The organism is Actibacterium atlanticum (genome assembly GCF_000671395.1).
GTDB lineage: Bacteria > Pseudomonadota > Alphaproteobacteria > Rhodobacterales > Rhodobacteraceae > Actibacterium_D > Actibacterium_D atlanticum.
Genome location: NZ_AQQY01000001.1, coordinates 1 through 14227, shown reverse-complemented (window position 1 = coordinate 14227; position 14227 = coordinate 1). Strand labels below are relative to the sequence as shown.

Here is a 14227-nt window from a genome sequence, read left to right as displayed (position 1 = left end):
TCTTGCCTCAAAGGGCAGCGCCCGACCCGGGGTGGGCGTAAAGCGCTCGCCCATGGGGCGGGTCGGGCGCTGCCCGGCGTGCCGCCGGGCGTTGTGTTCTAAACCTGCGCCAAACCTTCGACCAGATCGGCCAGCCGGGTGGCGGCCTCGGGCTGGCCATACTGCAGGGCGCCCAGCGACATTTGCGTGGCGGCCTGCGGGTTGGACAGGATCGCGCCTATTTGCTGCGAAAGCGCCTGAGGATCAAGGCGCGATTCCGGGATCAGCACGGCCGCTTGCGCATCGACCAGCCCGCGCGCATTGGCGGTTTGGTGATCACCCGCCGCTGCGGCAAAGGGGATCAGGATCGACGGGCGCCCGATCACACTGATATCAGCAACCGAAGAAGCCCCCGAACGCGAAATCACCAGCTGCGCCTCGCTCATCCTTGACGGGATGTCAGTAAAGAAAGGCTGCACATCGGCGCTGATGCCGTGAGCAGCGTAGAATTCGGTCACGCGCGCGCCGTCTTCATCGCGGGCCTGATGGCTGACGCGGATATGCTGGCGCAGATTGTCGGGCAAGGCCGCGATGGCGGCTGGCACCACATCCGACAGGATGCGCGCGCCCTGACTGCCGCCAATGACCAGCACGCTCATCGGATAGTCGCCCGGCGCGATATAGGGTGCGCCTGCACGCTCCAGCACCGCTCCGCGCACCGGATTGCCGGTATGTTCGCCCTGCACGCCTTCGGGCAAGTCGGTGGGCCAAGTCCCGCAAGCGATCAGTGGCACGCGTTTGGCGAAAAGCTTGTTCACCTTGCCCAAAACGCCGTTTTGCTCGTGGATCATCCGGGGCAGCCGCAGCAGGGTCGCCGCGCCCAAAGCCGGGATCGACGGATAACCGCCAAAGCCTACCACCGCCGCCGGGCGGTCGCGCCGCATCGCCAGCGCCGCCGACACCACCCCGCCCAAAATTTTCAGCGGCACCAAAGCTTTGGCCAGAACTCCACCGCGCGCGAATGTCGCCGAGGACACCTGTTCAATCTCAACCACATGCGGGAAACCACCGGTGTAGCGCGCGCCGCGCGCATCGGTCGACAGCTTTACCCGCCACCCCCGTCGCAGCATGGTTTCGGCCAACGCCTGCGCCGGGAACATATGCCCGCCAGTGCCGCCCGCAGCGATCACCAGCAACGGTGCCTTGGTTGTCATGCGCGACCCTTTCTGCGCAGGATGTCTCCGATTTCGCCCTGCGGCCGAGTGCGGGTCAGCGCCAACAGGGCGCCAACAAGCAACCCGCCCGCGATCAACGACGAGCCGCCATAGCTGACAAAGGGTAAGGTCATGCCCTTGGCGGGTAACAACCGCACAGCAACACCCATATTGATCATGGCCTGCACCCCAAAAATGCATGCCAACCCCGTGCCCGCCAGCCGGATGAAGGGGTCACGTTCCTTCATCAACCGAAACAGCGAGCGCAACACGATCAGCGCGTAAAGCGCGATGATGATCAGCACCAGGATCAGACCGTATTCCTCGGCCGCGACGGCGATGATGAAATCAGTGTGCGCATCGGGAAGTGATTGTTTTACTTGGCCTTCTCCGACACCGACACCCCAAAACCCGCCCTCGCGGATGGCATTGGTGGCATAGCCAAGCTGCGTGCGCGGATCCAGATCGGGCGACAAAAAGCCATCAATCCGGCGCGCGAAGTGTTCTGAGTTATGATAGGCAACCGCGCCGCCAAACACCGTCAGACCGGCCATACCGATCAGCAACAACAACGGGGCTCCGGCAACGAAATACATCACCCCCCAGGCAAACAGGATCAATGCTGCCTGCCCGAAATCGGGTTGCATGGCCAGAAAGGCAACGATCACAATGGCAATCGCGAACGAGAACATTTTACCCGGCGGGCCCGCGACCTCTTGGCTGGCGGCCATCAACCAGGCGGCCAGTACGATAAAACCGGGTTTCAGGAATTCAGAGGGTTGCACCGAGGCAAAACCAAGGCTGTACCAGCGCGTGGCGCCCTTGCCAAAATCCGTGCCCAGCACCGGCAACAAGGCCAAAGCGGCAAAGGCGCAAAAGAAGCCCAACACGCCAATCCGGCGCACCTGATCAGGCGACATCATCGAGACCACCATCAAGGTGATCAGCGACATGCCCCCGAAAATTGCTTGTTTTTCAACGTAGTGAAACGCTTCGAACCCGTTGCGCGCGGCCAGCGGCGGCGAGGCCGCCAGGCCCAACAACAGCCCGATCCCAAATAGCATGAGGATACAAGACAAGGTCCACTTGTCGATCGTGCGCCACCAGCGCGGGAGAACGGCCTCTCCCGAACGCATCGGCGCGGTGCCATAGACCATTTCCGTCATGAGATACCGCCTGACTGCCTCTTTAAACGCCCGTTTTCCGGGTCTGAGTGGCACTATAGCGGTGATTGGGCTTTGTGGCCAGCACATGCAGCGCTGCGCGGCGGGGAATTGCCTAGGCTTTCAGCACCGCCTGGACCTGCGATATGAAATCCTCGCCGCGCTTTTCGAAGCTATCGTACTGGTCAAAACTGGCGGCGGCGGGGGCCAGCAAAACCGTATCCCCGGGCTGGGCTTCGGCTGCGGCGCTGGCGACGGCGCGTTCCATGGTGTCGCAAACCTCAAGCGGGGTGTCGCCCAGATGCAGGGCAAAGGCGGCTGCTTCGCGCCCGATCACATAGGCTTTGGCGACGTTTGGCAGCTGCGCCTGCACCCGGCCAAGCCCGCCTTCCTTTTCAAGACCGCCACAAATCCAACGGATATTCTTGAAGGCTGACAAGGCCTTAGCCGCGCTGTCGGCATTGGTCGCCTTAGAGTCATTCACATAGCGCACGCCGTTTTGTTCAGCGATGGTTTGACTGCGATGGGGTAGCCCCTTGAACGTGTGCAGCGCGGCTTCGATCACCTTGGGGGCAAGCCCCAACGGGCGCAGCGCGGCATAGGCGGCGCAGGCGTTTTGGTGATTATGCGTACCGGGCAGGCCGGGGATGGCGCGCAGGTCGATGCTGGCGACTTGCCGCCCCTTGCGCCATTCGGCCAAAAACCCTTTCTTTGCAAAGACATGCCAGTCATTTCCGGCCAGCTTTCGGCTGCCAGAAACGCGGATCACCTGATCGTCGGTGGGGCCTTGCGCCAGCTGATTGGCCATAAACTGGCCTTCGACCTCGTCCACACCGATCACCGCGCGGTCGGGACCGCCTTCAGCAAAGAGACGTCTTTTGGCCGCAAAGTAGCCACCGAAACCGCCGTGACGATCCAAGTGGTCGGGGGTCAGGTTGGTGAAGACCGCAATATCTGGTGTCAGCGAGCGGGCGAGTTCGGTCTGATAGCTGGACAGCTCTAGCACCACCACGCTGCCATCGACGGGCGGGTCGATGTCCAGCACGCCCCGGCCGATATTCCCTGCAAGTTGTGCGTCACGATTTACATGACACAAGATGTGGTGAATTAAGGCCGAGGTTGTGGATTTACCATTCGAGCCCGTTACCGCGATCACCTTGGGGGTGACGTCGAAGCGATCCCAATCATCGGTGGCAAAGCTGCGGAAAAACAGGCCGATGTCGTTGTCCACAGGCACGCCTGCGTCCATCGCCAGCTGCACAACGCGGTTGGGCGCGGGGTAGAGATGCGGGATGCCGGGCGAGACGATCAGCGCCGCAACATCCTGAAAAGACTGCGCTTTTGTCAAGTCGGCGACGGTGAACCCTTCGTCCGCCGCACGGGAGCGGGCGGCTTCATTGTCGTCCCAAACCAGTGCCTCGGCCCCGCCTTCAACCAAGGCCCGCGCCGTGGCCAGACCCGACCGGCCCAAGCCCAAAACAGCCACTTTGGCCCCTTCATATCCGCGCACCGGTATCATGGCATCCCTTTCATGTTGCGGCGAAGATGCCGGGGGCGGGATCGGAATGCAAGCGGGGCATGTTTACAAGAAAGGTTTAAAGAACGCAGGGGCCGAGGGGGCCAAGGTTTAAACCTTTAAACTGCGAGTCGTGCGGTAGGCCGATTTGGGTTGAGATCGGGTTACTGGGGCGGGCGGTTGGCGAGGAAGCGTTCGTAGGAGTTGCGCAAAATCTTCGCATGCATGTCGTCCACCCCCTTGGCTGTTTCCATGACTTCAACGGCCTCGCGCAAAAGCGGATCGGCCTCATCCAAACGACCGGTTTTGATGAGCAGGTTCGCGAGGTCGTTGAGCTGATTTGCATAGTCCGGATGTTCAGCACCATAGGCTTGTCGCGCGACCATCACAGCTTCGCGCAGCAACGTCTCGGCTTCGGCCTCTCTGCCTGTCTCGCCCAACAGGATCGCCAGGTTGTCGAGAGAAACGACCAGATACGGACTTTGAGACCCAAATACGCTTCGGTTTACCTCCACAAGCTCGCGATAGAGTGGCTCGGCCGCATCGTAGTTCCCAAGGTTGGCCAGATCCCAACTGTGGGCACCGAGAGCTGAGGCCAACGTATAAGACACACCTTCGGCGCGCGCGAGATCGACCATCTGCGCGCTATAAATAGACGCGGTCGGAATGTCGTTCAATTTACGACTAAAGCGATGCGCCCTGATCAGGTTCACGACACTTGGCTCTAAACGTACCAGATCGGCGTAGTGTCGGGCGGCGTCTTCCCAGCGTTGTTCTGCTTCGGCGGCCTCGGCCATTTGAAGGGCTTGGGTTGCGTTGGCGGTCGGGTCGGCCATGGCCGGGGTGGACAGCAGGGCAACGACAATCAGGCGAAGAAGAAATTTCATGGCACTCTCTTTGTTGGGGCGGAGCTTAGCAAAGGTGGAGGAAGGTGCCAGTGGTTTGTTGCGGAGGACAGCGCGCGGCCCGGGGTGGGCGTGAAGCGCCCGCCCGGGGGGCGGGGCGTGCGCTGCCCGGGCGGGCGCCCGGGCGTTAGGTTTACGCCAGTTTGCCGTCCAGCGCCGCCACCGCGACGGAGGCTTGTTCGGTGTCGTCGAACGGGAACACGTCGTCGCCGACGGTTTGGCCGATCTCGTGACCTTTGCCAGCGATCAGCAGGGCGTCGCCGGGGCCAAGGGCGTCGACGCCACGCAGGATGGCTTCGGCGCGGTCGCCGACCTCATTCGCGTTGGGGCAGGCCTCCATGATCGCGGCGCGGATGGTGGCGGGGTCTTCGGAGCGGGGGTTGTCGTCAGTGACAAACAGCACATCGGCGTTTTCCGCCGCCGCGAGGCCCATCAGCGGGCGTTTGCTTTGGTCGCGGTCACCACCTGCGCCGAAGACCACGATCAGGCGGCCCATGACGTGGGGGCGCAGGGCCTTGAGCGCGGTGGCAAGCGCGTCGGGCGTGTGGGCGTAGTCGACGTAAACGGCAGCGCCATTGTCGCGGGTGGCGGCCAGTTGCATGCGGCCGCGCACGGTGGACAGGTGCTCCAAAGCGCGGAAAACGGCCGTGGGCCTGTCGCCCGCCGCAATCGCCAGCCCGGCGGCGAGCAGCACGTTTTCGGCCTGAAACCCGCCGATCAGGTTGAGGCGCGATTGGTGGATGATGCTGTTGTGCGAAAAGCGGATATCCTGCCCGGTGGCGTCAAAGCGTTGGGTCAAAAGGCAAATATCGGCCCAGTCTGAGCGCCCCACGGTCAGCAGTTTTTGCCCCCGCGCGGTGGCGATGGTGGTCATGTCGGGGCCGCGGTCGTCTTCGAGGTTGATCACCGCGGTGCCCTCTTCGGGCAGGACGCGGGCGAACAGGCCCGCTTTGGCGGCGAAATATTCATCAAACGTTGCGTGGTAATCCAGATGGTCCTGGGTGAAGTTGGTAAAGCCCCCGGCGGCCAGATTGACGCCATCAAGGCGGCGTTGTTCGAGCCCGTGAGATGACGCCTCCATCGCGGCGTGGGTGACGCCGGCGGTGGCCATATCGGCCAGCAGGCGGTGCAGGGTGATTGGCTCGGGTGTGGTGTGGGTCATCGGCGCGTCATAGCCGCCCTCGACGCCGGTGGTGCCGATGTTGGCGGCGGTGTGGCCAAGGATTTCCCAGATCTGGCGGGTGAAGGTCGCGACCGAGGTTTTGCCGTTGGTGCCGGTGACGGCGACCACGTTTTTGGGCTGTTTGCCAAACCAGAGCGCGGCGGTGAAGGCGAGCGTCTGGCGCGGATCCTGCGCGATGATCAGGGCGGCATCGGAGGCGGCGAGTTCATCTTTGGCGATGCGCGCGCCTTCGGCGTCCGTCAGGATCGCCCCGGCGCCCATGCGCAGCGCATATTGGATAAAGCTGCCGCCGTGCACCCGTGTGCCGGGCAGCGCGGCAAACAGGTGCCCTTCTTTGACGAGACGGCTGTCGACGCTCAGGCCGGTGATCCGGGCCTCTGCTCCGCCGCGGGCGGTCAGCCCCAGCTGTGCAAGTGATTTTTCGGACATGCCCGCGCCTTTTACCAATCAGTTCCCTGCGAGTGTTACCCCGAAGTCGGTGGCGGGTTCAATCTCGGGGCGCAAGCCCAGCAGGGGTGCGGTGCGGCGGATGATTTCAGCGGCGACGGGCACGGCTGTCCACCCGGCGGTGCGGCGCGGTTTGGTGCCGGAGTTTTCCGAGGGCTCATCCAGCGTGACGACCAGCACATATTTGGGATCATGAGCCGGGAAGACGGTGGCGAAGGTGGCAATCACCTTGTCGTCGTAATAGCCGCCGGTGGGTTTGGGTTTATCCGCAGTGCCGGTTTTGCCCGCAACGGCATAGCCTTCGACCTCGCCGAAGCTGGCGGTGCCGCGGGTCACCACGGCGCGCAGCATTTCGCGCGAGGCTTTTGACACGTCTTCTGAAACGATGCGTTCGCCCGTGGGCGCAGCGCCGCCCGCCAGAAGCGAGGGTTTGACCAGCTTACCGCCGTTCAAAAGCGAGGCATAGGCGGAGGCCAGATGCATCGGGCTGGCGGAAATACCATGGCCGTAAGACGCTGTAATCGTGTGAATATCGCCCCAGTTTTTCGGCAAGAGCGGCTTGGCGCCGGGGGCCTCGACCAGCTCCAGAGGGGTGGGTTCAAACAGGCCCAGACGGCGCAGGAACTCTTGCTGGCGCTCCTTGCCGATGGCCAGCGCCATATTGGCGGTGCCGACGTTGGACGACTTCACGATCACATCGGTCACCGACAGTTTCGGGCCGTAGTTTTTGTTGCGGAACTCGCGGATTTTGTGCTTGCCCCATTTCATCGGCGCGTTGGCGTCGACTTCGGTATGGGCGTTGACCAGACCCAGCTCCATCGCCTGCGCGGCGGTGAAGATTTTATAGGTTGAGCCAAGTTCATAGACGCCCTGCACTGCGCGGTTAAACAGCGGGCTGTCCCCGGCATCCCCGGTTGTCAGCGGACGGGGGCGGTCATTTGGATCAAAATCGGGCAGCGACACAAGCGAGATCACCTCGCCGGTGTGGGCATCTAGCATCACGGCGGTCGCGCCGGCCGCATTCAGCAGCTTCATCCCACCATAGAGCACGCGCCGGATCGCCGATTGTACGGTCAGGTCCAAAGACAGGCGCAGGGCCTCGCCTTCGTTGGCGGGGTCGCGCAGAAAGGTATCAAAGGCCTTTTCAACACCCGCCACGCCGATGACCTCGGCTGAATGCACGCCTTCGCGGCCAAAGCTGGTGCCGCCCAACACATGGGCCGCCAGTTTGCCGTTCGGATAAAGCCGCATTTCACGCGGGCCAAACAGCAGGCCGGGATCGCCGATTTCGTGCACTTGCTGCATTTGTTCAGGGCTGATTTTCTTTTTGATCCACAAGAACTTACGCGATCCGGTAAAGTCTTTGATCAGGCGTTCTTCGTCCAGATCGGGAAAGATACGAACCAGTTCCGCTGCCGCGCGCGCGTGATCAATCATATGGGGCGGCTGCGCATACAGCGCATGGGTGGCCAGATTGGTGGCCAGCACGTTGCCATTGCGATCCACGATGTCGGCACGCTGGGCGGTGATCGCCGTGCCCGTGGTCGCGGCCATGCGGGGTTCTTGCGGGACCGAGGCCGCCAACGTGCCCATCCGGGCACCCACAACAGTAAAGGCGCACAGGAACAGCACCGCCATGATGAACAGGCGGCCTTCGGCGCGGGTGCGGGCCTGATCGCGCATGGCTTCGTGGCGCAGACGCAGGTTTTCACGCACGATGGCATCGGGGTTTTCCCCCTTTTCGCGGGCATCAAGCACGCGGGCCAGCGGGCGCAGCGGGGTGCGGATCATTGCGCGGCCTCCTCAAGCGTCCCGATTGCGTCGATCGGGTTGGTAATCGGCAAGGTGCCCGAGCCGGGATAAGCCACCTGATCGGTCAGCCCGAATTGTTCAGGGCGCAGCGGCAGCAGGCCAAGACGCTGAAAGTTCAGGTCGGCCAGTTCGCGCAGCCGGTCAGGACGGTTCAGATAGGCCCATTCGGCCCGCAGCATCGACAGGGTCTGGCGTTGATGGCCGATCTCGCGTTGCAGGCGTTCGGCCTGGGCGATGGATTCGCGGGTCTGGTAGTTTTCGTTATAGGCCCAATAGATCAGCCCCATAACGGCCAGCCCGGTCAAAACATAAAGGAAACCACGCATCAGCGCCCCCTTTCACTCAGTAACTTTGGCAGGCCAAGCGCGGCCATGTCCGGTGTCCCCGCTGGCGCGTCGGTGCGTTGTGCAACACGCAGGCGCGCGGAACGGGCACGCGGGTTTTGCTCTAGCTCATCGGCATCGGGGCCGATGGCCTTGCGCGGGGTCAGCTTGAACTGCGGCGCGTCCTCTTCGACCTCGGGCGCATAGCGGTTGGCACGCCCGCCCCCGCCTGAACGCGCCTGAAGGAAGCGTTTGGCGATCCGGTCTTCAATCGAATGGAAGGTCACCACGGCCAGTTGCCCACCGGGGCGCAGGGCGCGTTCGGCGGCGGACAGACCTTCGACCAGCTGGCCAAGTTCATCATTCACCGCGATTCGAATGGCCTGAAAGCTGCGCGTCGCCGGGTGGCTTTGGCCGGGCTTAGAGCGCGGCAGGCAGCGTTCAATCACCGCGACCAATTGCGCAGTGGTTTCAAAGGGTTCTGTTTTGCGGGTCTCGACAATCGCGCGGGCGATCCGGCGCGAGGCGCGCTCTTCGCCATAGTGAAACAGAATGTCGGCGATGGTTTTCTCGTCGGCCTCGTTCACCAGATCGGCGGCCGAGGGGCCTGATTGGCTCATCCGCATGTCCAGCGGCCCGTCGCGCATGAAAGAAAAGCCGCGTTCGGCCATATCCAGCTGCATGGAAGACACGCCCAAATCCAGCACAACCCCATCCAGCGGGGTGTCATGGTATTGGTCCATCTCAGAAAACGTGCCTTCGACCAGTTTCAGCCGGTCGCCATAGTCGCTGGCCCATGCCGCGGCCATGTCAAACACCATCGGGTCGCGGTCGACCCCGATGACCAGATCCGCGCCAGCCTCCAACAAGCCACGGCTATAGCCGCCCGCGCCAAAGGTGCCGTCCAGCCATGTGCCCTCAACAGGGGCAACGGCGGCCAGCAAAGGACGCAGCAGCACAGGAATATGGGGGGCATCGGTTTTCACCTTCGCCGCGCTCATCCCTCTTGCGCCCCGGCGCTGTCCAGCAATGTCAGGGGGTCGAAGTCATCCGGCAGGTCATCCAGCCAGGCTTCGGTTTTGGCCAGCTCTTCGGCCTCATAGGTTTCGGGCTTCCAGATCTGGAATGTATCGCCTGAGGCAATAAAGAACGCCTCTTTTTCAAGGCCGATCTTATCGCGCAGCTTTTGCGGCAGGACCAAACGGCCATCGCCATCGACTTCGGTCGGGAAAGATTGACCGTGCATCAGACGCTCCAGCATGCGGCGCGCCATAGAGCCACGCGGCATGGCGGCGATCTGGTCATCGACCTCGTCAATTGCTTCCACTGTGTAACATTCAAGGTATTTGCGGCGGTGATCGCCATAGACGATCACAAGCTGGGGGCGCAGGCCATCGGTCCAATCCGGGTCGCCGGCTTCCAGCACACGGCGAAACAGGGCTGGGATAGACACCCTGCCCTTCGTATCCACCTTGTGGTGGCTTTCGCCTCTGAACCGTCGCGCCACTGTTTCGACGCCCCTTTTTATCTGTCGGGAACGAAAACGGCGGATAGAGCTGCTGCCACTGCCCTATCCGCCGCCCTCGTCCCATCTCTGGGTATGTCCTGCTGCGCATGCCACCTGGGGGGATGTCTGCTCGCTTGCGCGCCGGATCTTTGGTGATGAAAGCGGGTGCCTGTATGAAACCTGACTTACGCCTTGTTCGGGGTTCTTTGCGCCCCTGATTGAGCCCGTCCTCATCGGATGCATTAGGGATGACACGGGAATTCATGGAAATCAACTGATTTTCACGGGATAAATCCGAGAGAACCCCCGGAAAACCCGAATAGCCGAGGCAGAGAGCCATACAATAGACGACCCAACACACCCCATGTTGATATAACAATTGGAAATGCCCACTACATATAGGATTTATCAGGCCCACCCCCTAATTTCCCATTAATTCCCAAAAAAATGCAAAACGTTCCGATGGAGCTGCCGCGCTTCGCCCTGAGGCGCGACTCAACACAGGCTTTGATTCGTGTTTCCCGCGACAAGGCCAGCAACAGGAATCAGGAAATTAACCATAAATCCGGTAAAGATAACGCTACGTCACCCACTGCGCCTTTCGCGAAAATGGTGACCTCAGGACAACATCAACCCCCGCATTTCACGCCAAGGTTGCAAATCATGTCCGGCAGATGTGCAATTTTGCCTTAAATTTAGCAATTCGCTTGGTATGCATTTTCTGCATAGCAGCATTCTCCAAAGAGAGATTGTGCAGGCGCAGCAATTCCCTATCTTCAGTATCAACAGCGGGCGCTAACAAACGCACTCGCGACGCTCTTCGGGTTCCCTACCTCCTCCCTGGGATCCCCGATTGCTGCGGCGGCATCGACCTCCTCCCTGATGTCGTCGCCCTTTTATAAGGGGCGCAAAGCCCCGCACAGATACGCAGGCCCTCTCCTCCTCCCTGAGGTCTGCGTTGAATAGACGGTGACACCTCTCCTCCTCCCTGGTGTCACCGTCGCAAACATAAAGGCCCGGGCCACGCGCCCCACGCCTTGACCGAGATGCGCCGGCCCCCTCCTCCTCCCTGGGGTCTACGCAGAACAGAACGGCGGTGCCTCTCCTCCTCCCTGGCACCGCCGTTTTTTCTTTTTCGCCCCCTCGCAACGCGCACCAATCCCGAGACGCCCCAAAGGGCGTCGAGACATCTGACGCGCGCGCAGCGCGCACAATTTGATTGAATACGGTTTAGAAGGGCACGTCGTCGGCGCGCTCAGCCGCCACAACGAACCCGGCTTTCACCTTTTTGGCGCCCGCCTTGTCGAACTCCACGTCCAGCGTATCATTCTCAACACCCAGAATCGTGCCATAGCCGAACTTCTGGCTGAAAATCCGCTCTCCGGCGGTGAACTTGGACACGGCCTTGGCATCAATCACCATCGAGGCCGCGCGCGACGGGCCAGATTGGCTGCGCGCCTGCATGCGTTTCCAGCCCGGCGAACTATAAACATCCGCCTTCGAGGCCCGCTCTTCCACCGCGGCCGAGGGCGCCGCCGCGCCATAGCCCCCACCATAAAGCCCCGGCGCCGTCAGCACCTCGACATGGTCTTCGGGCAGCTCATCGACAAAGCGCGAGGGCATTTGCGATTGCCACTGTCCATAGACCCGTCGGTTGGCGGCAAAGGTGATCGTGCAAATCTCTTCGGCGCGGGTGATCCCGACATAGGCCAGCCGGCGCTCTTCTTCCAAGCCCTTCACGCCGCTTTCATCCATTGAGCGCTGGCTGGGAAACAACCCGTCTTCCCAGCCGGGCAGGAACACCGCCGGAAACTCCAGCCCCTTGGCGCCGTGCAGGGTCATGATGGTGACCTTGTCTTCGGCCTCTTCGCGGTCATTGTCCATGATCAGCGCGACATGTTCCAAGAAACCCTGCAGATTGTCGAAATTCTCCAGCGCTTTGACCAGCTCTTTCAGGTTCTCAAGCCGCCCCGGCGCATCGGGGGATTTGTCATTCTGCCAATGGGTCGTATAGCCGCTTTCATCCAGAATGACCTCGGCCAGCTCTATGTGGCTGGTGCGATCGTCCAGCACCGCGCCATGCCAACGGCCAATCCCGTCGATCAGCGCGCGCAGCTCTTTGGCGCCCTTGCCGCCGATCCCGCCTGATTCAAGCAAAATCCGGGCACCTTCGACCAAAGACACCCCATTGGCCCGCGCTGTCGTCTGGATTTTCTGCTGCGCCACATTGCCAAGGCCCCGTTTGGGCGTGTTGACGATACGTTCAAAAGCCAGGCTGTCATCCGGGCTGACCGCCAGCCGGAAATAGGCCATGGCATCGCGAATCTCTAACCGTTCATAGAACCGAGGCCCACCGATCACACGGTACGGCAGGCCGATGGTCAGGAACCGATCCTCGAACGCCCGCATCTGGTGCGAAGCGCGCACCAGAATAACAATCTCATTGTAAGAGTACTTATCGACGGGACTTGCGAGCAGGGCCTTGTACATATTCTCCGCTTTGGGATCATCGCGAAGCAGGATTTTAAGTAGTTTTTGGACCTTAAAGTCGGAGAAGGCCGTTCCACTCTCAAAGGCCCAACGTACGAACTCTTGCCTAGTTACTCTTCCGAGGCCCTGTTTCGCGCGCCTGTCGAGCTCTTGCTGGAAGGTTTCAGAACGCGGGTTGTCTCGATCCCTATAGCGCCCTCTACCTGCACGCGCGTCTTCGATCTCTTCACCGACCCAGCGCGCCTCTTCCTCGCCGTCCCAATGGCCCATCAGGCGCACCTTCTCGCCCTCTTCAGCCTCGGTCCACAGCTCTTTGCCAAGCCGCCCCTTGTTGCCCGCAATCACCGCCGAAGCCGCCGCCAAAATATGCGGGGTGGAGCGGTAATTCTGTTCCAGCCGGATCACCGCAGCGCCGGGGAAGTCTTTTTCAAACCGCAGGATATTGCCCACCTCGGCCCCGCGCCAGCCATAGATCGACTGGTCGTCATCCCCGACACAACAGATGTTGCGATGCTTGGCCGCCAAAAGGCGCAGCCACAGGTATTGGGCGACGTTGGTATCCTGATACTCGTCGACCAGAATATAGCGGAACCAGCGTTGATACTGGGCCAGCACGTCTTCGTGGTTCTGGAAAATACTGACCACATGCAGCAGCAGATCACCGAAATCCACGGCGTTAAGTTCAATCAGTCGGCGCTGATAGGCGGCGTACAACTTAACGCCCCTGTCATTGAACGCACTGCTTTCTGCGGCGGGCACGGCCTCGGGCGTCCAGGCGCGGTTCTTCCAGTTGTCGATGACCCCGGCCAACGCGCGGGCAGGCCAGCGTTTTTCATCCAAGCCTTCGGCAGTGATCAGCTGTTTCAGCAACCGGATCTGATCATCCGTGTCCAGAATGGTGAACGTATTCTTCAGGTGCACTGCCGCTGGCTGCGCAGCCGAGTCCCCCTCATCCAGCACGTCATCGCTGGCCTGCGCCCGGATCGGGATCAGCTCGGCATGGCGACGCAGCAGTTTCACACAGATCGAGTGGAAGGTGCCCATCCACGGCATGCCCTCGGCCGGGCCGCCCAGATGACGCCCGACACGGTCTTTCATCTCGCGCGCGGCTTTATTGGTGAAAGTCACCGCCAGAATCTGATTGGGCAGCGCCGTGCCAGTGTTCAACAGATGCGCAATGCGCGTGGTCAAAGCCTTGGTCTTCCCCGTCCCCGCCCCGGCCAGCATCAACACCGGACCATCCAGGGTCTCGGCGGCGCGGCGTTGCTCGGGGTTCAGGTCATCCAGATACGGCGCGGGCCGATCCGCCATCGCCCCTTGCATCGCACGTTGCGACAGGGGAACGCGGGCGGCGGCCTCAAAGGCGTCATCTTCATTATAGCTGCTCATGCGCGTCACGATACAGGCAGCGTGCCCAAAGGAAAAGCACGTTCTGCAATTGTTCCTGCCCGCTTTTCATGCGCGACCCGCCTGAAAAACACTCAGACGCGGCAATTCGCGCCTTTAGGCTTCCCTCGTGTTGGCGCTAACACTATAAGACAGCCCGAATACGGGTTTCTGGGGATTTACCGCACAAGGATTGTGCACCTAAGACTCCCCTACTGGAACCGCGAACGCGCAACACAAGGAGTCCTCCCCCCATGTCTGAGTTTAAGAAGATATTGATAGCGAACCGTGGTGAGATTGCG

10 protein-coding genes are annotated in these 14227 nt (G+C 61.5%); all 10 read right to left on the bottom strand.

Annotated features, from left to right (window positions below; genetic code table 11):
• Positions 1-98: 98 nt before the first annotated feature.
• The 10 genes from ATO10_RS00050 to ATO10_RS00005 all read right to left on the bottom strand — a co-directional run bounded on the left by ATO10_RS00050 (position 99) and on the right by ATO10_RS00005 (position 13928).
• A complete protein-coding gene (locus ATO10_RS00050) occupies positions 99-1193 on the bottom strand; it encodes a UDP-N-acetylglucosamine--N-acetylmuramyl-(pentapeptide) pyrophosphoryl-undecaprenol N-acetylglucosamine transferase (RefSeq protein WP_035246530.1) in 1095 nt (364 codons plus the stop codon).
• Positions 1190-2359 (bottom strand): peptidoglycan glycosyltransferase FtsW, encoded by a 1170-nt coding sequence (locus ATO10_RS00045; protein WP_035246527.1) that lies wholly within the window; start codon positions 2357-2359, stop codon positions 1190-1192. The genes ATO10_RS00050 and ATO10_RS00045 overlap by 4 nt, the downstream gene beginning before the upstream one ends.
• A gap of 112 nt (positions 2360-2471) precedes the next feature.
• Complete coding sequence (gene murD, locus ATO10_RS00040) at positions 2472-3875, bottom strand: UDP-N-acetylmuramoyl-L-alanine--D-glutamate ligase (RefSeq protein WP_035246524.1); 1404 nt, start codon at positions 3873-3875, stop codon at positions 2472-2474.
• Between the two features lie 161 nt (positions 3876-4036).
• Complete coding sequence (locus tag ATO10_RS15785; RefSeq protein WP_051597854.1) at positions 4037-4759, bottom strand: tetratricopeptide repeat protein; 723 nt, start codon at positions 4757-4759, stop codon at positions 4037-4039.
• Positions 4760-4910: 151 nt separating this feature from the next.
• Positions 4911-6389 (bottom strand): UDP-N-acetylmuramoyl-L-alanyl-D-glutamate--2,6-diaminopimelate ligase, encoded by a 1479-nt coding sequence (locus ATO10_RS00030; protein ID WP_035246520.1) that lies wholly within the window; start codon positions 6387-6389, stop codon positions 4911-4913.
• An 18-nt stretch (positions 6390-6407) separates the two neighbouring features.
• Complete coding sequence (locus tag ATO10_RS00025) at positions 6408-8198, bottom strand: peptidoglycan D,D-transpeptidase FtsI family protein (protein WP_035246519.1); 1791 nt, start codon at positions 8196-8198, stop codon at positions 6408-6410.
• Positions 8195-8545, bottom strand: a complete 351-nt coding sequence (ftsL, locus tag ATO10_RS00020; protein ID WP_035246516.1) for a cell division protein FtsL — start codon at positions 8543-8545, stop codon at positions 8195-8197. The genes ATO10_RS00025 and ftsL overlap by 4 nt, the downstream gene beginning before the upstream one ends.
• Positions 8545-9543, bottom strand: a complete 999-nt coding sequence (gene rsmH, locus ATO10_RS00015) for a 16S rRNA (cytosine(1402)-N(4))-methyltransferase RsmH (RefSeq protein WP_035246511.1) — start codon at positions 9541-9543, stop codon at positions 8545-8547. The genes ftsL and rsmH overlap by 1 nt, the downstream gene beginning before the upstream one ends.
• On the bottom strand, positions 9540-10049 hold the full coding sequence (mraZ, locus tag ATO10_RS00010; protein ID WP_081806374.1) for a division/cell wall cluster transcriptional repressor MraZ: 510 nt from the start codon (positions 10047-10049) through the stop codon (positions 9540-9542). Before mraZ ends, rsmH begins: the two co-directional genes overlap by 4 nt.
• Positions 10050-11279: 1230 nt before the next feature.
• Positions 11280-13928: an ATP-dependent helicase gene (locus tag ATO10_RS00005; RefSeq protein WP_035246508.1), complete on the bottom strand. Its 2649-nt coding sequence runs from the start codon at positions 13926-13928 to the stop codon at positions 11280-11282.
• Positions 13929-14227: the final 299 nt, after the last annotated feature.